At 64.3% G+C, this 17,678-nt stretch carries 15 protein-coding genes and 1 tRNA gene; all 16 read right to left on the bottom strand.

Annotated elements, in window-relative coordinates; genetic code table 11:
• Positions 1-114 precede the first annotated feature (114 nt).
• On the bottom strand, positions 115-2,691 hold the full coding sequence (gene infB, locus K5607_RS06570; protein ID WP_221048583.1) for a translation initiation factor IF-2: 2,577 nt from the start codon (positions 2,689-2,691) through the stop codon (positions 115-117).
• A 25-nt stretch (positions 2,692-2,716) separates the two neighbouring features.
• A complete protein-coding gene (gene nusA / locus K5607_RS06565) occupies positions 2,717-4,225 on the bottom strand; it encodes a transcription termination factor NusA (RefSeq protein ID WP_054774391.1) in 1,509 nt (502 codons plus the stop codon).
• Positions 4,215-4,697 (bottom strand): ribosome maturation factor RimP, encoded by a 483-nt coding sequence (gene rimP, locus K5607_RS06560; protein WP_221048582.1) that lies wholly within the window; start codon positions 4,695-4,697, stop codon positions 4,215-4,217. Before rimP ends, nusA begins: the two co-directional genes overlap by 11 nt.
• An 84-nt stretch (positions 4,698-4,781) precedes the next feature.
• Positions 4,782-4,858, bottom strand: a tRNA-Met gene (locus K5607_RS06555).
• Between the two features lie 59 nt (positions 4,859-4,917).
• Positions 4,918-5,424, bottom strand: a complete 507-nt coding sequence (locus K5607_RS06550; protein WP_054774390.1) for a phosphatidylglycerophosphatase A family protein — start codon at positions 5,422-5,424, stop codon at positions 4,918-4,920.
• A gap of 9 nt (positions 5,425-5,433) precedes the next feature.
• On the bottom strand, positions 5,434-6,387 hold the full coding sequence (gene thiL / locus K5607_RS06545) for a thiamine-phosphate kinase (RefSeq protein WP_221048581.1): 954 nt from the start codon (positions 6,385-6,387) through the stop codon (positions 5,434-5,436).
• A 17-nt stretch (positions 6,388-6,404) separates the two neighbouring features.
• Positions 6,405-6,836 (bottom strand): transcription antitermination factor NusB, encoded by a 432-nt coding sequence (nusB, locus tag K5607_RS06540; protein WP_054774867.1) that lies wholly within the window; start codon positions 6,834-6,836, stop codon positions 6,405-6,407.
• Between the two features lie 3 nt (positions 6,837-6,839).
• Positions 6,840-7,313 carry a 6,7-dimethyl-8-ribityllumazine synthase gene (gene ribH, locus K5607_RS06535; protein WP_054774869.1) on the bottom strand — a complete coding sequence of 158 codons (474 nt, stop codon included), beginning with the start codon at positions 7,311-7,313 and terminating at the stop codon, positions 6,840-6,842.
• Positions 7,307-8,443, bottom strand: a complete 1,137-nt coding sequence (gene ribBA, locus K5607_RS06530) for a bifunctional 3,4-dihydroxy-2-butanone-4-phosphate synthase/GTP cyclohydrolase II (RefSeq protein WP_221048580.1) — start codon at positions 8,441-8,443, stop codon at positions 7,307-7,309. The genes ribH and ribBA overlap by 7 nt, the downstream gene beginning before the upstream one ends.
• Positions 8,444-8,498: 55 nt before the next feature.
• Positions 8,499-9,155, bottom strand: coding sequence for a riboflavin synthase (locus K5607_RS06525; protein WP_221048579.1), 657 nt, complete (start codon positions 9,153-9,155; stop codon positions 8,499-8,501).
• A gap of 54 nt (positions 9,156-9,209) precedes the next feature.
• Positions 9,210-10,337, bottom strand: coding sequence for a bifunctional diaminohydroxyphosphoribosylaminopyrimidine deaminase/5-amino-6-(5-phosphoribosylamino)uracil reductase RibD (ribD, locus tag K5607_RS06520; protein ID WP_221048578.1), 1,128 nt, complete (start codon positions 10,335-10,337; stop codon positions 9,210-9,212).
• A gap of 32 nt (positions 10,338-10,369) precedes the next feature.
• Positions 10,370-10,837, bottom strand: coding sequence for a transcriptional regulator NrdR (gene nrdR, locus K5607_RS06515; protein WP_221048577.1), 468 nt, complete (start codon positions 10,835-10,837; stop codon positions 10,370-10,372).
• Positions 10,838-10,902: 65 nt separating this feature from the next.
• Positions 10,903-12,156: a serine hydroxymethyltransferase gene (glyA, locus tag K5607_RS06510; protein ID WP_221048576.1), complete on the bottom strand. Its 1,254-nt coding sequence runs from the start codon at positions 12,154-12,156 to the stop codon at positions 10,903-10,905.
• Positions 12,157-12,263: 107 nt separating this feature from the next.
• Positions 12,264-13,535 carry a flagellin lysine-N-methylase gene (fliB, locus tag K5607_RS06505; protein WP_054774183.1) on the bottom strand — a complete coding sequence of 424 codons (1,272 nt, stop codon included), beginning with the start codon at positions 13,533-13,535 and terminating at the stop codon, positions 12,264-12,266.
• A gap of 76 nt (positions 13,536-13,611) precedes the next feature.
• Positions 13,612-14,082 (bottom strand): alpha/beta hydrolase family protein, encoded by a 471-nt coding sequence (locus tag K5607_RS06500; RefSeq protein ID WP_054774184.1) that lies wholly within the window; start codon positions 14,080-14,082, stop codon positions 13,612-13,614.
• An 8-nt stretch (positions 14,083-14,090) separates the two neighbouring features.
• Positions 14,091-17,594 (bottom strand): DNA polymerase III subunit alpha, encoded by a 3,504-nt coding sequence (dnaE, locus tag K5607_RS06495; protein ID WP_221048575.1) that lies wholly within the window; start codon positions 17,592-17,594, stop codon positions 14,091-14,093.
• Positions 17,595-17,678: the final 84 nt, after the last annotated feature.

Genomic DNA, 17,678 nt, shown 5'->3' with positions numbered 1-17,678 from the left:
TCTAATGTGAAAATCGCGGCCGCCTTGCCCCTCGGTTTCGGGACAAGGCTAGGCCGAGGGGACGATCGTGGCGTCCCGCCATCGACCGGCGGGACGCCATGATCGCACAGCCGACTATTGGGTCGGAGTGACCTCAATGCGCTCGAACACTTCGATCTGGTCGCCCGCCTTGACGTTGTTGTAATCCTTCACGCCGATACCGCACTCCATGCCCGACTTGACCTCGTTGACGTCGTCCTTGAAGCGGCGGAGGGACTCCAGCTGGCCTTCGAAGATCACCACGTTGTTGCGCAGCACGCGGATCGGCAAACTGCGCTTGACGTAGCCTTCCAGCACCAAGCAGCCGGCGATGTCGCCGAACTTGGGATGGCGGAATACCTCGCGCACCTCGGCGATACCGACGATTTGCTCCTTGTATTCCGGCGCCATCAGGCCGGTGATGGCTTTCTTGATCTCGTCGATGGCATGGTAGATCACACTGTAATAGTGCAGATCGATGCCCTTTTCCTCGATCAGCTTGCGGGCGCCGGCGTCGGCGCGCACGTTGAAGCCGATGACGATGGCGTTGGACGCCAGCGCCAGGTTGGCGTCCGATTCGGTGATGCCGCCCACGCCGCCGGAGATCACGCGCACCCGCACTTTGGCGCCGCTCAATTCGCTCAACGCGCCGCGCAAGGCCTCCAAACTGCCCTGCACGTCGGCCTTGACGATCAGATTCAAATCGACCGAACCCGCGGAGGCTTCCAGGCGCTCGAAAACGTCGCCCAACTTGGCCGCCTGCTGCGCCGCCAGGGCGCTGGCACGGCTGCGTTCTTCGCGCTGGGTGGCGATTTCGCGCGCCTTGCGCTCATCGGCCACGACGACGAATTCGTCGCCGGCATTGGGGGCGCCCGACAAGCCGAGGATTTCCACCGGCACGCAAGGTCCGGCGTCTTTGGCCGGCTTGCCGTTTTCGTCGAACATGGCGCGCACGCGGCCGAACTCCTTGCCGCACAACACGAAATCGCCTTTTTTCAGCAGGCCGCGCTGCACCAGCACGTCGGCCACCGGGCCGCGGCCTTTCTCCAGCTTGGATTCCAGCACCACGCCGCCGGCCGCGACGCTGACCGGGGCTTTCAGTTCCAATACTTCGGACTGGATGAGAATCGCCTCGATCAGATCGGGAACGCCCGAGCCGGTTTTGGCCGACACCGGCACGAACTGGGTATCGCCGCCCCACTCTTCCGGCACCACTTCCAGGGCAACCAGTTCCTGCTTGACCCGATCCGGATCGGCGCCTTGCTTATCCATCTTGTTGAGCGCCACCACCAGCGGCACGCCGGCGGCGCGGGCGTGTTCCACCGCTTCCTTGGTTTGCGGCATCACGCCGTCGTCGGCCGCCACCACCAACACCACGATGTCGGTGATTTTGGCGCCGCGGGCGCGCATGGCGGTGAATGCGGCATGGCCCGGCGTATCCAGGAAGGTCACCGCGCCGTGATCGGTTTTCACCTGATAGGCGCCGATGTGCTGGGTGATGCCGCCGGCCTCGCCCGCCGCCACGCGGCTCTTGCGGATGTAGTCCAGCAGGGAGGTCTTGCCGTGGTCGACGTGCCCCATGATGGTGACCACCGGAGCGCGCGGCAATTGTTCGGCGTCGGCCTCTTCGACGCCGGCGAAGATTTCCGCCTCCAGATCGTCCTCGCTTTGCAGCTTGGGCACGTGGCCCATTTCGGTCACGACGATAGCGGCGGTATCCTGGTCAATGGTTTGGTTGATGGTGGCCATCACGCCCATTTTCAGCAGCGCCTTCACCACTTCCACGCCCTTCACCGACATGCGCTGCGCCAAGTCCGCCACGGTAATGGCCTCGGGAACGTTGACCTCGTGCACCATGGGCGCGGTGGGCCTTTCGAAACCATGCCGCTGCTCGGGCAAGCCGGCGTCGGATCCCCGGCCTTTCTTTTTCTTGAGGCCGGCGCGCTTGCTGGCAAGCAAGGCCGATTCCGACTCGCGCAATTCCACCCGGGATTTGCCGTATTCCGCCGGCTTTTTCTTGCCGGGCCTGGCGGGCTCACTCTTACGCGGATCCGCTTCTTTCGGAGCGGCGGGAGCCGGCGCCGGCTGGCTTACCTTGGGCGGCGCGGCGGCAGGGGGAGGCGGAGCCACCGGTTCGACCGGCGGCGTCTCCACCACCGGCGGCGCGACTTCTTCGGCCTTGCTGGCAGCCTCGGACTGAGCAGCAGCCTCTTCCGCCTTCTTGGCGGCGGCGGCCGCCGCTTCCTGCTCGCGGCGACGCTGGGCTTCCTGGGCTTCCGCTTCCAGCGCGCGCTGTTTTTCTTCCAATTCTTGCTGGGCCTTTTCGATCTCGGCCAATTTATCGCCGGACTCGGGCAATTCGCTGCGCTTGACGTAAGTACGCTGCTTACGCACTTCGACGCTGACGACCTTGGCGCCCTGTCCAGGCGCTCCGCCCTGCTTCAATTCGCTGACGGTACGCCGTTTCAGCGTCACCTTTTTCGGCTCGGCGACCACGGCCTGTCCTTTTCCATGGCTCTGCCGCAAGTAACTCAGCAGCTGCATCTTCTCCGCATCGGCCAACTCATCGTCGGCGCCGGATTTTGGCAACCCAGCCTCTTCCAGCTGCGTGAGCAGACGGTCCACGGGTATACCGACTACTTCGGCCAATTGCCGCACTGTTAAGTTACTCATCGACTACGCCTCCTCTCCAATACTCTTACGCCTCAGCGTTAAACCACGGGGCGCGCGCCGCCATGATCAATTTGGCGGCCCTTTCCTCGTCCATGCCGTCTATCTCCATCAAATCGTCCACCGCCTGCTCCGCCAGGTCGTCCATGGTGGTGATGCCGCGACGCGCCAACGCCTGCGCCAGCTCGTCGTCCACCTCTTCCATGGCCAACAAGTCTTCCGCCGGCGGCTGGTATTCCAGCTTTTCCTCGCTGGCGATGGCCTTGATCAACAAGGCGTCACGGGCGCGATTGCGCACTTCCTCGACCAATTCCTCGTCGAATTCCTCGATTTCCAGCATTTCCTTCACCGGCACGTAAGCCAACTCCTCCACCGAGGAGAAACCTTCGCGCACCAGGATCTCAGCCACGTCTTCGTCGACGCTCAGTTCGTCCATGAAGGATTGCTTGAGCGCCTCGCTTTCCCGCTCGCTCTTTTCCTCGGCCTGAGCCGCGCCGACCACGTTCAGCTCCCAGCCGGTCAGTTCCGACGCCAGGCGCACGTTCTGGCCGCCGCGGCCGATGGCCTGGGACAGGTTTTCGTCCGCCACCGCCACGTCCATGCTGTGGGCGTCCTCGTCCACCACGATGGAGACGATTTCCGCCGGGGCCATGGCGTTGATGACGAACTGGGCGTCGTTCTCGTTCCACAGGATGATGTCGACGCGCTCGCCGGCCAATTCGTTGGAGACGGCTTGCACGCGGGAACCGCGCATACCGACGCAGGCGCCGATGGGATCCAAGCGCGGGTCGTTGCTCTTCACGGCGATCTTAGCGCGCGAGCCCGGGTCGCGGGCGGCGCCCTTGATCTCGATGACGCCCTCGCCCACTTCCGGCACTTCCAGGCGGAACAGGGCGATGAGCAGTTCCGGCGCGGTGCGGCTGACCCGCAATTGCGGGCCGCGGACTTCCGGATCCACCGACTTGAGATAGCCGCGCAGGCGGTCGCCGGCGCGCACCGGCTCCTTGGGAATCATTTCCTCGCGGGGAATAAAGGCCTCGACGTTGCCGCCCAAATCCAGGAACACATTGCCACGCTCGATGCGCTTGATGATGCCGGTCACCAGTTCGCCCACGCGATCCTGATAGGCGTCGGCCACCTTCTTGCGCTCCGCCTCGCGCACTTTTTGCACGATGACCTGTTTGGCGGTCTGGGCGGCAATGCGGCCGAATTCGATGGACTCGATGGGCTCTTCGATATAGTCGCCCACTTCGATCTTGGGATCGCGCTTGCGGGCGTCTTCCAGGGAAATCTGCGTATCGGGGAATTCGACGCCGACCGGGAAATCCTCGTCCGGCGCCACGACGATCCAGCGGCGGAAGGTTTCGTAATCGCCGTTTTTCCGATCGATAGCGACCCGCACGTCCATTTTGTCTTCATAGCGCTTCGCCGTCGCGGTGGCCAACGCCACTTCGATAGCCTCGAAAATCACTTCTTTCTCGATGTCCTTTTCATTGGACACCACGTCAACCACCAGCAAAATTTCTTTATTCGCCATGTCGCTTTCCTTTCGCAGCCGCTGAAAAATCCGGCACTAGCCGCGCAGTCTCTATGGAATCGTAAGGAATCACGAAGGATTCGCCATCCACCTCTACCGTTATCTGGTCGCCGTCCACGCCCCGCAGCGGCCCCTTGAAGTTGCGCCGCCCATTCAAGGCGCGCCGCAAATGCAGGCGCACGTCGCTGCCGACGAACCGGACGAAGTGCTCAAGCTTGAACAAGGGCCGATCCAGGCCGGGCGAGGACACCTCCAAACTGTATTGCCCGGTGACGGCGTCCTCCACATCCAGCACGCCGCCGACCTGGTAACTCACCGCCGAACAGTCGTCCGCCGTAACCCCTTCGGGCTTGTCGATATAGACACGCAAAATCCTGCGGTGTTGATCGAACTCGATCCCCACGCACTCGTACCCCATGCCGATCACGATGGGTTCGATCAAATTACTCAGCCGTTCAGATGCTTGCTTCATCCGCTTATCGTAAATTGCGCCCACAAAAAATGGGCCGAAGGCCCATTCTTGTTATCCGGGGGATTAGCCCCGTCTTTTGGGATTTGGTAGCGGGGGCAGGATTTGAACCTACGACCTTCGGGTTATGAGCCCGACGAGCTACCAGACTGCTCCACCCCGCGATTGAGCATTAAGTATAAGCGGGATCGCTTAAATAAGCAATTGCTTTGTAAGAAAAATATCACAGAGACGGCGAAAGCCATCCCGCATCCTGCAACAGACGCAGGCAAACAGCCGCCAATACACCGGCGGCCACGTCGTCCAACATGATCCCCAGGCCGCCGTGGATATGCTTATCCAGCCAACGGATCGGCCAGGGTTTGAGGATATCGAACAGGCGGAACAAGACAAAACCCGCGGTCACGGCCGGCCAGGACGGGGGGACCAAGGCCATGGCGATCAAAAAGCCGACCACCTCGTCCCAAACGATGGCGGGATGGTCGTGCACGCCCAGGCGTTCAGCCGCCGCGCCGCACCACTGCACGCCCAGGGCCGCCAGAGCCAACACCACTGCGGCATAACTCAACGACGGCAAGCCCATGAACAAGCCATAGACCGGTATCGCCGCCAGCGTGCCGAAAGTGCCCGGCGCCTTGGGGGCCATGCCGCTGCCGAAGCCGAGCGCCAAAAACACCGCCGGCTCTTTGAGCAAACGCCAGGGTATGGAGGGGGAAGATTTTTTTGCCATGATGCGCCGTTAAAAATGACGGTAGCCGGACTCGCCGAGCATTTCCACGCCAGCCTGCCGCCGCAACCGCAGGCCCGGCGCGGCCTCGACCCGGCCGATGCAAACGCAGGAGCAACCGGCATCGGCGACTCGCGCCAGCACGTCGGCTGAATCGCCCGGCGCAGTGAAACACAATTCGTAATCGTCGCCGCAGCCCAACGGAAAGCGCCAATCGCCGGTGGCGGCGACATAGCCCTCCACGGCGGCGCTTAAAGGCAGGCGCTCCCAATCCAGCGTCGCGCCCACGCCGCTGGCGGACAGGATATGCCCTAAGTCGGCCGCCAGGCCGTCGGATACGTCGATGCAGGCGTGGGCCAGACCGGGCAACGCCAACCCCATGGCGACCCGCGGCTCCGGCCGATGCAAGCGCCGCACCGCCTCTTCGCTGACAGCGGGCCAGGCGCCGGTGGCGATTTTCAACCCCAGGCCCGCGTCGCCCAAGCGGCCGGTCAGGTATATGCCGTCGCCCGGCTTCGCGCCGTCGCGGCGCAGCGCTTGCCCGGCCGGCAAGCGCCCCATGGCCTGCACGCTGATTACGACAGCCGCCCCCCGAGTGGTGTCGCCGCCGGCCAACTCCACGCCGTAACGCTCGGCCAAAGCGAAAAAACCGCCGGCGAACGCTTCCAGCCAGCGCTCGTCGGAGCGGGGCATGGTCAACGCCAACGTCACCGCCGCCGGCCGAGCGCCCATGGCGGCCAGGTCGCTGAGGTTGACCGCCAAGCATTTGTGGCCCAGATCGGCCGGATCGCCGTCGGCCAGGAAATGCACCCCTTCCACCATGGCGTCCACGGTGACGGCCCATTCATCGCCCGCCCCGCCGGCCAGCAAGGCGCAGTCGTCGCCGATCCCCAAGCGCACCGCTTCGTTGCGCGGCGTGCGCTCGGCGAAATAACGGCGGATCAAATCGAATTCGGCAACCGCCATCGTCGCACTCGTCGGGCTCAGCGGCCCGCCGCGCCCACTTCCACGGCGCGCCGCTTGCGGGCGACCTTATCCAGGATGCCGTTGACGTACTTGTGGCCGTCGGTGGCGCCGAAACGCTTGGCCAGGTTGATGCATTCGTTGATCACTACCCGGTAGGGCGTTTCCTGGCGAAACAGCAATTCGAAAGTGCCGAGGCGCAACACCGCCCGCTCCACCGGGTCCAACTCGTCCAAGGGGCGGGACGTGAATTCGGCGATGGCTTGGTCAATGGACGCCAAATTGGCGACCACGCCGTGCAACAGCTCTTTGAAATACTCGGGATCGGCCCGCCCCAATCCGTGCTCCTGCACGAATTGGCGCTCGATTTCCAGCGGCCCCTGGCCGCCCACCTGCATTTGGTACAGGGCCTGGACAGCGCTGCTGCGGGCAAAAGTACGGGATACGCTCATCGCTTATGCCAGGGCCCGCAGCAAGTTCACCATTTCCATGGCGCTCATGGCAGCCGACGCGCCGGCGTTGCCGGCCTTGGTGCCGGCGCGCTCGATGGCTTGCTCGATGGTGTCCACCGTCAACACGCCGAACGCCACGGGAATATCGTGCTGCAGGGACACCGTCGCCAGCCCCTTGACGCACTCGCCGGCAACGTAGTCGAAGTGGGGCGTGGCGCCGCGAATCACCGCGCCCACGGCGATGATGGCGTCGTATTTTTTCGAAGCGGCGGCCTTCTGCACCGCCAAGGGCAGCTCGTAAGCGCCGGGGGTCTTGGCAATGGCGATGTCCTCCGGCTTGGCGCCGTGGCGTACCAGGGTGTCCACAGCGCCGCCGACCAATTGCTCGACGATGAAGCTGTTGAAACGGGAAGCAACGATCAAGTAACGGCCGCCGGCGGCGTTCAGGTTGCCTTCGATGGTTGTGATGTTCAGCATGGGCATAGACTCGTGTCGTTATCGTAGTTGCAGTTGACGTATTCCACCACTTCCAGGTCGAAACCGGAAAGGCCGGGATATTTTTTCGGCGCTCCCAGCACCCGCAGCTTGCGTACGCCCAGATCGGCGAGAATCTGCGCGCCGGCGCCGGTGGTGCGCCAATCGTTGCTGGGCTCCTCGCGGGCGATGCCCACGCCATGGTCTTCCATTTCGTATTGATGGATGCGCTCCACCAAGGATTTGGTGTCCTCCTCGTTGCGGATCACCACCAGCACGCCGCGTCCCTCCTTGGCGATGCACTGCATGGCCGTGCGCAGCGGCAACCCGGCGCCGTGACGGCGGGCGCCGAACAGGTCGCACAGCAAAATGCGGCCGTGCACCCGCACCAGCACCGGCTCGCCGTCGCCCACCTCGCCCATGGTCAAGGCCAGGTGCAGCTTGTTGTCGATGCCGTCCTGGTAGGCGTGCAGGCGGAAGTGGCCGTATTCGGTGGGAAAGTCGCAGGTGCTGATGCGCTCCAGGGTTTTCTCGTTCTGGATGCGGTAGTGGATCAAATCGGCGATGGTGCCGATTTTGAGGTTGTGCTCCTGGGCGAAGCGTTCCAGATCGGGACGGCGCGCCATATTGCCGTCCTCGTTGAGGATTTCCACGATCACCGAGGCCGGCTCCAAGCCGGCCAGCCGCGCCAGGTCGCAGCCCGCTTCCGTGTGGCCGGCGCGGGTCAGCACCCCGCCCGGCTGGGCCATGAGGGGAAAGATATGGCCGGGCTGCACCAAATCTTCCGGCTTGGCGCCGCTCGCCACGGCGCACTGGATGGTGCGCGCCCGATCCGCCGCCGAAATGCCGGTGGTGACGCCCGTCGCCGCTTCGATGGAAACGGTGAAATTAGTGGAATGGGGGGTGCGGTTGTCGTTGACCATGAGCGGCAGGCGCAACTGCTGGCAGCGCTCGCGGGTCAAGGTCAGGCAGATCAGGCCGCGACCGTAGCGGGCCATGAAGTTGATGTCCTCGGGACGGGTGTGGCTCGCGGCCATCACCAGGTCGCCCTCGTTCTCCCTGTCCTCGTCGTCCATGATCACCACCATTTTGCCCTGGCGGATGTCTTCGATGATTTCGTCGATGGTATTCATGCTGTCTCGTGAAAAATGCGGGTCGGGCCGGGCTTGCGCCCGCCCAAATGGCGAATCAAGCGCCGACGAAGCCGCTCTGCTTGAGCAAATCCAGCGTCACGCCGCCGCTTGCGGCGGCCTTGTCGCCCAACAGCAGGCGTTCCAGGTAGCGGGCGATGATGTCCACCTCCAGATTCACTTTGTGCCCCGGCCGAATATCGCCCAGCGTGGTCTCCGCCAGCGTATGGGGCACGATATTCAAGCCGAAGCGGGCGCCGTCCACGCTGTTCACGGTCAGGCTGATGCCGTCGACGCAAATCGAGCCCTTCTCGGCGATGTATTTGGCGAGGCCGCCCGGCGCCTCCAATTCGAAACGCTCGGAACGGCCGTCCCCGCGGCGGGCGACCACCGTGCCGACGCCGTCCACGTGGCCGCTGACGATATGGCCGCCCAAGCGGGTGGTCGGCGTCAACGCCGGCTCCAGATTGACCGCCGTGCCCGCCTTGGCCAAGCCCAACGTGGTGCGGGACAGGGTTTCCCGCGACACGTCGGCGCAAAAAAAATCGGGGCCCAACTCCACCGCCGTCAAGCACACGCCGTTGACGGCGATGCTGTCGCCCAGTTGCGCATCGGCCAAGGGCAGCTTGCCGGTTTCCACGGTCAGGCGCACGTCGCCGCCTTTGGACTCTATGCTTTTTACCCGGCCTACGGCCAGGATGATGCCGGTGAACATGGCGTTAAATCTCGCAATTCGTTAGAAAAGCCGCACGGAGACGCCCGGCCCGACCTATGGCCGAATCGCGTCCGTAGCGAAACACAAGCGCAAATCCGCCCCGACCCGCCGCACGTCCAGCCACCGCAAGGCGTAACGCTCGTCCATGTTGCCCAAAGCCGGTATGGAGAACAAGCCGCGCGCGCCGTCCCCCATCAAACAGGGCGCCATATACGCCACCCATTCGTCCACCAGGCCCGATCGCAGCCAAGCGCCGTTCAAGGTCGGGCCGGCCTCCACCATCAATTCGTTGATCTCGCGCCGGCCCAGCTCGTCCAGCAGCGCCGCCAAATCCATGCGGCCTTCGCCGTCGACCGCCAATCGCATCACTTCGAAACCGGCTTGTTCCAGCGCCGCGCGCCGCGCCGCATCGTCGCAGGCCGTGGCAATAAGCGTCCGCCCCTCCTGCCGGGCCAGCTTGGCGGCAGGCGGCGTGCGCAAACGCGAGTCCAGCACCACCCTCAAGGGCTGCAAAATGTCTTCCCCTTCCAGCCGCGCCGTCATGGCAGGATCGTCGGCCAGCACCGTGCCGATGCCGGTAAGGATAGCGGAGCTGCGCGCCCGCAGGCGGTGCGCGTCGCGGCGGGCGTCCTCGCCGGTGATCCAGCGGCTGTCGCCGTTGGCCAGGGCGGTGCGGCCGTCCAAACTCATGGCCAGCTTGCCGGTGACATAGGGCCGGCCGGTTCGCATGCGTCGGACGAAGCCGCGATTCAGCCGTTCGGCTTGCTCTTCCAGCAAGCCGCAGGCCACGGCTATGCCCGCCTCGCGCAAGCGGGCGAGGCCGCCGCCCGCCACCCTGGGATTGGGATCCTGCATGGCGGCGACCACCCTGCCCACGCCCGCCGCCGTCAAGGCATCGGCGCATGGCGGCGTGCGGCCATGGTGGCTGCACGGCTCCAGGGTCACGTAAGCGGTGCAGCCCCGCGCCGCCTCGCCGGCCTGGGCCAAGGCCGCCGCCTCGGCGTGAGGCCCGCCGGCGCGCCGGTGCCAGCCCTCCCCCACCACCCGCCCGTCTTTGACGAGGACGCAGCCCACGCGGGGATTGGGGTCGGTGGTATACAAGCCCTGTTCAGCCAAGCGCAGGGCGCGCGCCATATATTCGCTGTCTTCGGCGGTGAAACCCGCGCTATTGCAATCGTGCATCTTAAGAGGCGGCGTCGAACGCCGAGGCCGGCTTAGGTCTCGGTCTCGCGCTGGTTTTCCAAACGGTCGATAACGTCGCGGAACTCCTTGACGTCCTGGAAACTACGGTAAACGGAGGCGAAACGCACATAGGCCACATGATCCAGCAAACTCAATTCCTGCATCACCAATTCGCCCACGTCGCGGCTGCTCACTTCGCGGTCGCCTCGGGTCATGAGGGCTTTCTTGATGCGGTTGATGGAGGCTTCGATGCGATTGGCGTCCACCGGCCGCTTTTCCAGCGCCCGCAGCATGCCGGCGCGCAGCTTGTCCTCGCGGAACGGCTCGCGGCTGCCGTTGCTCTTGATCATGCGCGGCAGCGTCAATTCCGCCACCTCGAAAGAGGTGAAGCGTTCCTTGCATTCGACGCACTCGCGCCGGCGGCGCACTTGGTCGCCGTCATGGGACAAGCGGGAATCCACCACCCGCGTGTCGGCCGCGCCGCAGAAAGGGCAGCGCATCAGCCGGCCCCCGCCCCGATGTCCACGCCTAATCCCTCAAGCCCGTTCTCCCTCATCGAAGTTCCTTAGCCGTAGACCGGGAACTTCCGGCACAACGCCGTCACTTCTTCCTTCACCCGATTGAGGGTGGCCTCGTTGTGCGGATCGTCCAGGATGTCGCAGATCCAGTCGGTCAGCGCCTCGCACTCGGCCTTGCCAAAGCCGCGCGTGGTCACCGCCGGCGTGCCGATGCGGATGCCGCTGGTCACGAAGGGCGACTGCGGATCGTTGGGCACGGCGTTTTTGTTGACGGTGATGTGGGCCAAGCCCAGCTTCTCGTCGGCCAGCTTGCCGGTGATGCCCTTGGCGATCAGGTCCACCAGGAACAGGTGGTTGTCGGTGCCGCCGGACACGATGTTGTAGCCGCGCGCGATGAAGCGCGCCGCCATGGCCTGGGCGTTGTCCTTCACCTGCTGTTGGTACTGCTTGAAATCCGGCTGCAGGGCTTCCAGCAGGGCCACCGCCTTGGCGGCGATGACGTGCATCAGCGGGCCGCCCTGGATGCCGGGGAACACCAGGGAGTTGAACTTCTTTTCCAGCTCCTCGTTTTTCTTCGCCAGGATCAGGCCGCCGCGGGGGCCGCGCAGGGTCTTGTGGGTGGTGGTGGTGGTCACGTCGGCGATCTGCACCGGATTGGGATACAGGCCGGCGGCGACCAAGCCGGCTACGTGGGCCATGTCCACCATCAGGTAGGCGCCCACCTCGTCGGCGATGGCGCGGAAACGTTGCCAATCCACCACGCGGGAATAGGCGGAGAAGCCGGCCACGATCATTTTCGGCTTGTGCTCGCGAGCCAGGGCTTCGACCTGCTCGTAGTCGATTTCGCCGCTGGCCGGGTTCAGGCCGTACTGCACGGCGTTGTAGATTTTGCCGGAGAAGTTCACTTTGGCGCCGTGGGTCAGGTGGCCGCCGTGGGCCAGGCTCATGCCCAGCACGGTATCGCCCGGATTGAGCAGGGCCATGTACACCGCCGCGTTGGCCTGGGAACCGGAATGGGGCTGGACGTTGGCGTAATCGGCGCCGAACAGCTGCTTGGCGCGGTCGATGGCCAGTTGCTCCACCACGTCCACGTGCTCGCAGCCGCCGTAGTAGCGCTTGCCCGGATAACCTTCCGCGTATTTGTTGGTGAGCACGGTGCCCTGCGCCTGCAACACCCTCGGCGAGGCGTAGTTTTCGGAGGCGATCAGCTCGACGTGGTCTTCCTGGCGCTTTTCCTCACTCTGAATCGCAGCCCACAGATCGTCGTCGAACCCGGCAATCTCCATACCCTTGCTAAACATAGCGAACCCTACAATGCGTGGAAATAAAGTACGCCATTTTGGCACAAACGCGCGCCGCACCAAAGCCTTTAGGCGGGGGACAGCCCCCCAACGGCGCGGCCGACCGACTACCGATCTGGCTCCCGCAACAGCCACATCATGTGCACCAGGCTCTCGCTGCGCTGCTCGCGCAGCGAATCCAGCAAGCACCGTAAATAAACGCTGTCGTGGGACGCCTTACGGGAAAACGACTGGAACAGCTTGACCACCAGAGCGTCGTTCAAGCCCCGATGCCGCCCGGCCATTCCCACCAGCAGCAGCTTGACGATGGCGTAATTGCACACCAGCTCTTGGTAGAGGCGGAAGGGGCTCTCGTTCATGAGGGGGAATATCTGGCGGAAAATCTCGTTGGCCAGGTAGTTTTCGAAAATGTATTCCCGCCCCTGGAAATACGGCCGATAGTAGTCGGCATAAGCCGCCTCGTAGCGGCCCAAAATATCGCCGCCTTCCGCGCCGCCCGCGTCGGCTTGGCCGAACAGCGCCGCCACGGCATCGGCAAGGCATTCGGAAAACCGCGCGTTCTCCTGGTCGGCCAGCGTGTTCCGCAACAGATTGCCCAGGGTTTTCAGCTTGAACGGCTGGTTGGCGGCCAGCTTCGCGAACTCCGCATTGAGCATTTCTGCGTGCTGCAACATCTGCTGGCCGAGCACGATCACCGGCTCCAAGTCGCCGGCATTCGTATAGGTGTCGGCGATGATGATCCGATCGGCGTTTTCCATCACCATGCCCAGCAGCATCAACCTGGCGTCGAGGGCCAGCGGCCGCAGTTGAACGATGGCGAGGCACAAGCTGCGCAGTTCGCGGAAAATGGCCATTTCCTCCGGCACGCCGTCATGGCCCTCCGGGAAGCGGCGCATCAGCGCTTGCGCATCCTGGAAGCGCGCCGCGCCGTCGATCGACGCAAACGCGATGGGCTGCGGCCGCAACAGCACCAGCCGGGCCGCCTCCGGACAGGAAATGTTCAAGGACTGCTCCGGCTGGCCGCCGAAACGGTTCACTTGGCGAGGATATAAAGCGCAGGTGTTGCACAATGCCTGGGCGCCCAACTCCTTTTGGATGGCGCAAAGCTTGTCGTCCCGCAAAAAACCGCAGGAGCCGTCCGGCTTCAACTCCATAAAGCCGTAATAGGCCTCCGTTTGCGTCGCCGTGTTCTTGTTCTTCCGCACGTACTCGCGGAACAACGGCGCCAGCACCGGGTTGCGGTGCTGCTTATAGCGATTGTAGGTGTCGCGGTTGATCGGCACGGTCCAGCCGGCGCAGCAGGAATCCTCGCACTCCGAACCGATGCAATGGAATTCCGCGTAATAATCGGGAACCAGGGCTTTCCGGGGGGCTTTCATCGTCACCAATCCTCCTAATCGCAACACCAGTCGGGGCCTCGCGCCCCGGGATTATCCGAAAAGCGCCGCAACCCCGTTAGGTTTTTTTGCCCTGCCGCTCCACCGCCGCCAGCAATGCGCTCAAGGAGTCCGCATCGGCCAGGCGGTGCTCGTGGCCGGTAACGATCAGGGACGATTCGGGCAAGCCGCTGTTGCGCAGCAGCTCCCGGGTATCGTCGAACGGAATCACGTCGTCCGCCGGCGTGTGCAGGATGAGCGCGCCGGGCTTAACGGCGTTGGCCGTGCCCCAGCGCTTCCAAGCCGGCGCCAGCAACACTAGCGGCGTCTCGCCGGATCGCATATTCACGGCGACCGAGCCGCCCCGGCTGGACCCCACCACCACGTCGAAAGGCTGGCTATCGAATGCTGCCTGGGCGATGCGCACCGCTTCCGGGAAATCGTCGTGGGGCAAGGCCGGTTCGACCAGCTGATGGCCGTGCTGGGCCAGATAAGTGGGTTTTACGCCGCCGGGGACGGAGTTCCAGCCGTGCAGATACAGGATTTTCATGCCTCACCTCAATAATTCAAGCTCACCCGCTCTTCGCCGAAGCGTTTTACCAAGCGATTCAGCAGCTCGTCCACCGGCCGTACGCGCCATTGCTCGCCCAAGCGCAGCATGGCCTTGGCGCCGGCGGCTTGGTATTCCACCCACAGGGGGCAACGACCGCCTTGATAAGGGAACACCAGGTCTTGCAGCTCGCGCACCAGGCCCAGGCCTTCCTCGCCCTGCGGCCAGCGGATCAGCAATTGCTTGGCGTGGCGCTCGCGGGCTTCGTCGATGCTGTAAACCCGCTCGGCCGACAAGCGCGGCTGGTTGGTGAAGTCGTCCAAGCCCAAACTCCCTTCCGCCACCACCAGGCAGTCGCGACCGAGGAAACTGTGGTATTTGTCGTAGACCTCGGCGAACACCGCCACCTCCACCCGGCCGGTGCGGTCGTCCAGGGTGGCGAAGGCCATGCGCTTGCCCTGCTTGTTCTGGCGGCTGCGCAAATCCACCACCAGGCCGGCCACCGTCGCCGGCGTTTCGTTGGCGCGGTTGCGGCCGTAACCGCCCCCTCCTCCGCCGCCGCCGGACTTGGATTCGGCCAGTTCGGCGATCTTGCCCAAGCGGGCGGTGACGAAATTGGCCAGCTCCTGCTCGTAGCGGGCGATGGGGTGGCCGGTGAGGTACAGCCCCAGGGTGGCCTTTTCCTCCGCCAGGCGCAGCTCTTCCGGCCAGGGCTCCACCGCCTCGCCGGCGGAAGGCTCGGCCGCCACGGCGGCGGCCGGCTCCAGCCCGAACAAATCGTTCTGGCCGCTCAGATCCATACGGCCGTGCTGCTCGGCCACTTTCAGCGCCGTGGGCAGCTCCGCCATGTGGCGGGCGCGGTTAGGGTCGACGCTGTCGAACGTGCCGGACTTGATGAGCGCTTCCAGCACGCGGCGGTTGGCCTTGCGGCCGTCCACCCGGCAGCACAGGTCGGTGAGGCTCTGGAACGGGCCGCCTTGCTTGCGCTCCTCGAGAATATCGTTTATGGCCGATTCGCCCACCCCCTTGACCGCGCCCAGGCCGTAAAGGATTTGGCCGTCGGCGAGCGCCGTGAAATGGAATTCGGAGCGGTTGATGTCCGGCGGCGCGACCTTCAGTTCCATGTCGCGGCACTCTTCGATGAGCACCACCACCTTGTCGGTGTTGTCCATATCGGCGGACATCACCGCCGCCATGAATTCGGCCGGATAATGGGCCTTGAGCCAGGCGGTCTGGTAGGCCACCAGGGCATAGGCGGCGGAGTGGGACTTGTTGAAGCCGTATTCGGCGAACTTCTCCATCAAGTCGAAAATGTAGGCGGCGGTGGCCTCCTGCACCCCCAGGCCGGTGGCGCCGGTGACGAAGATGTCGCGCTGCTTGGCCATCTCCTCCGGCTTTTTCTTGCCCATGGCGCGGCGCAGCATGTCGGCGCCGCCCAGGGTATAGCCGGCCAGCACCTGGGCGATCTGCATCACCTGTTCCTGGTAGACGATGACGCCGTAAGTGGGCTTGAGGATTTCCTCCAGGCTGGGGTGGGGGTAGTCCACCTTGGCCTTGCCGTGCTTACGGGCGACGAAATCGTCCACCATGCCCGACTGCAACGGGCCGGGGCGGAACAGCGCCACCAGGGCGATGATGTCTTCGAAGCAGTCCGGCTGCAATCGGCGGATCAAGTCCTTCATGCCGCGCGATTCCAGCTGGAACACTGCGGTGGTGGCATGGCGCTTGAGCAGGGCGTAACTGGCCGGATCGTCGCGAGGGATCTGGCTGATGTCCAGCAGTTCCTCGCCCGCCTCGGCTCTACGGCGGTTGATGGTCTGCACCGCCCAGTCGATGATGGTGAGGGTGCGCAGGCCGAGGAAGTCGAACTTCACGAGGCCCACGGCTTCCACGTCGTCCTTGTCGAACTGAGTCACCAGGTTGGCGCCGCCCGGTTCGCAGTAGAGCGGCGAAAAGTCCACCAGGCGCGAGGGCGCGATCACCACGCCGCCGGCGTGTTTGCCGGCGTTGCGGGAAACGCCTTCCAGCTGCATGGCCAGGTCGATGAGGGTATGCACCTCCTCGTCTTCCTCGTACAGCTTGCGCAGATCCTCGCTGTCCTTGAGGGCCTTTTCCAGGGTGATGCCCAGCTCGAAGGGAATCAGCTTGGCCAGCCTATCGACGAAACCGTAGGGGTGGCCCAGCACGCGGCCCACGTCGCGCACCACAGCCTTGGCCGCCATGCTGCCGTAGGTGATGATCTGCGACACCCGCTCGCGGCCGTATTTGCGGGCCACGTAGTCGATCACCTCGTCGCGCCGCTCCATGCAGAAGTCGATGTCGAAGTCGGGCATGGAGACGCGTTCCGGATTGAGGAAGCGTTCGAACAGCAGGTCGAATTCCAGCGGGTCCAGGTCGGTGATCTTCAGCGCGTAGGCCACCAGCGAGCCGGCGCCGGAACCGCGGCCCGGCCCCACCGGGATGCCGTTGGCTTTGCCCCACTGGATGAAGTCGGCGACGATGAGGAAGTAGCCGGGGAAGCCCATCTGCAGGATCACCGACAGCTCGATGTCCAACCGCTGCCAGTATTCCTCCACCGGCTTCTTGGGCGGGTGCTGCCGGAGGCGTTCCTCCAGGCCCTGTCTGGCCTGCTGGTCGAAAAACTGCTCCGGCGTCATGCCCTCCGGCACCGGGAAGTCGGGCAGCACCGGCTTGCCCAGAGTCAGCACCAGATTGCAGCGCTTGGCGATCTCGACGGTGTTTTCCAGGGCGGAAGGGATGTCGGCGAACAGCGCCAGCATTTCCTCCTCCGAACGCAGGTACTGCTGATCGCTGTAGGATTTGGGCCTGCGCGGGTCTTCCAGCACCCTGCCCTGGTGGATGCAAACCCGCGCCTCGTGGGCCTCGAACTCGTCGGACTGAAGAAAGCGCACGTCGTTGGTGGCCACCACCGGCACGTCGCAACGGGCCGCCAGCTCCACCGCCGCGTCTATGTACGCTTCTTCCTGCGGTCGGCCGGTGCGCTGCAGCTCCAGATAAAAGGCGTCGGGAAACAGCGCCCAGTAATGGCGCAACAGCGCCTCGGCCTCCTGCTCGCGGCCGGCGAGCAACGCTTGGCCCACCTGCCCTTCCCGGCCGCCGGACAGGACGATCAAGCCGCGATTGTGCTTTTCCAGCCACTCGGCGCGGATCATGGGCACGCCCTGATGCTGCCCCTCCATGTAGCCCAGGGACAGCAACTCGGTGAGATTGCCGTAGCCAGCGGCGTCCCGCACCAACAGGGTCAAGCGATAAGGCGCGGCGATGTCGGACTCATTGACCAGCCACAAATCGGCCCCGGCGATGGGCTTGAGCCCCGCGCCCAGGGCGGCTTTGTAGAATTTCACCAAAGCGAACAGGTTGCCTTGGTCGGTCACCGCGATGGCGGGCATCTTCAACGCGGCGGCGCGCTTCACCAGCGGCTTGATGCGCACCAAGCCGTCGGACAACGAGTACTCGGTATGCAGGCGCAGATGGACGAAACGGGGTTGCATGATTCAGCGAGGGAGATAGTGCGTCATTTCAAAAGCCCACGGCCAAACGTCCACGCGGACTGCCGGACGCGCGGGGAGAGGGGA

The organism is Methylogaea oryzae (genome assembly GCF_019669985.1).
GTDB classification, from domain to species: domain Bacteria; phylum Pseudomonadota; class Gammaproteobacteria; order Methylococcales; family Methylococcaceae; genus Methylogaea; species Methylogaea oryzae.
Note: the sequence above shows the minus strand (reverse complement) of the source record. Positions and strands in the feature narration are given on the sequence as shown.

What these genes read in the sequence shown, in the direction of transcription:
- infB (WP_221048583.1), bottom strand. Translation starts at nt 2,691, where the DNA reads ATGAGTAACTTAACAGTGCGGCAATTGGCCGAAGTAGTCGGTATACCC.
- nusA (WP_054774391.1), bottom strand. Translation starts at nt 4,225, where the DNA reads ATGGCGAATAAAGAAATTTTGCTGGTGGTTGACGTGGTGTCCAATGAA.
- rimP (WP_221048582.1), bottom strand. Translation starts at nt 4,697, where the DNA reads ATGAAGCAAGCATCTGAACGGCTGAGTAATTTGATCGAACCCATCGTG.
- K5607_RS06550 (WP_054774390.1), bottom strand. Translation starts at nt 5,424, where the DNA reads ATGGCAAAAAAATCTTCCCCCTCCATACCCTGGCGTTTGCTCAAAGAG.
- thiL (WP_221048581.1), bottom strand. Translation starts at nt 6,387, where the DNA reads ATGGCGGTTGCCGAATTCGATTTGATCCGCCGTTATTTCGCCGAGCGC.
- nusB (WP_054774867.1), bottom strand. Translation starts at nt 6,836, where the DNA reads ATGAGCGTATCCCGTACTTTTGCCCGCAGCAGCGCTGTCCAGGCCCTG.
- ribH (WP_054774869.1), bottom strand. Translation starts at nt 7,313, where the DNA reads ATGCTGAACATCACAACCATCGAAGGCAACCTGAACGCCGCCGGCGGC.
- ribBA (WP_221048580.1), bottom strand. Translation starts at nt 8,443, where the DNA reads ATGAATACCATCGACGAAATCATCGAAGACATCCGCCAGGGCAAAATG.
- K5607_RS06525 (WP_221048579.1), bottom strand. Translation starts at nt 9,155, where the DNA reads ATGTTCACCGGCATCATCCTGGCCGTAGGCCGGGTAAAAAGCATAGAG.
- ribD (WP_221048578.1), bottom strand. Translation starts at nt 10,337, where the DNA reads ATGCACGATTGCAATAGCGCGGGTTTCACCGCCGAAGACAGCGAATAT.
- nrdR (WP_221048577.1), bottom strand. Translation starts at nt 10,837, where the DNA reads ATGCGCTGCCCTTTCTGCGGCGCGGCCGACACGCGGGTGGTGGATTCC.
- glyA (WP_221048576.1), bottom strand. Translation starts at nt 12,156, where the DNA reads ATGTTTAGCAAGGGTATGGAGATTGCCGGGTTCGACGACGATCTGTGG.
- fliB (WP_054774183.1), bottom strand. Translation starts at nt 13,535, where the DNA reads ATGAAAGCCCCCCGGAAAGCCCTGGTTCCCGATTATTACGCGGAATTC.
- K5607_RS06500 (WP_054774184.1), bottom strand. Translation starts at nt 14,082, where the DNA reads ATGAAAATCCTGTATCTGCACGGCTGGAACTCCGTCCCCGGCGGCGTA.
- dnaE (WP_221048575.1), bottom strand. Translation starts at nt 17,594, where the DNA reads ATGCAACCCCGTTTCGTCCATCTGCGCCTGCATACCGAGTACTCGTTG.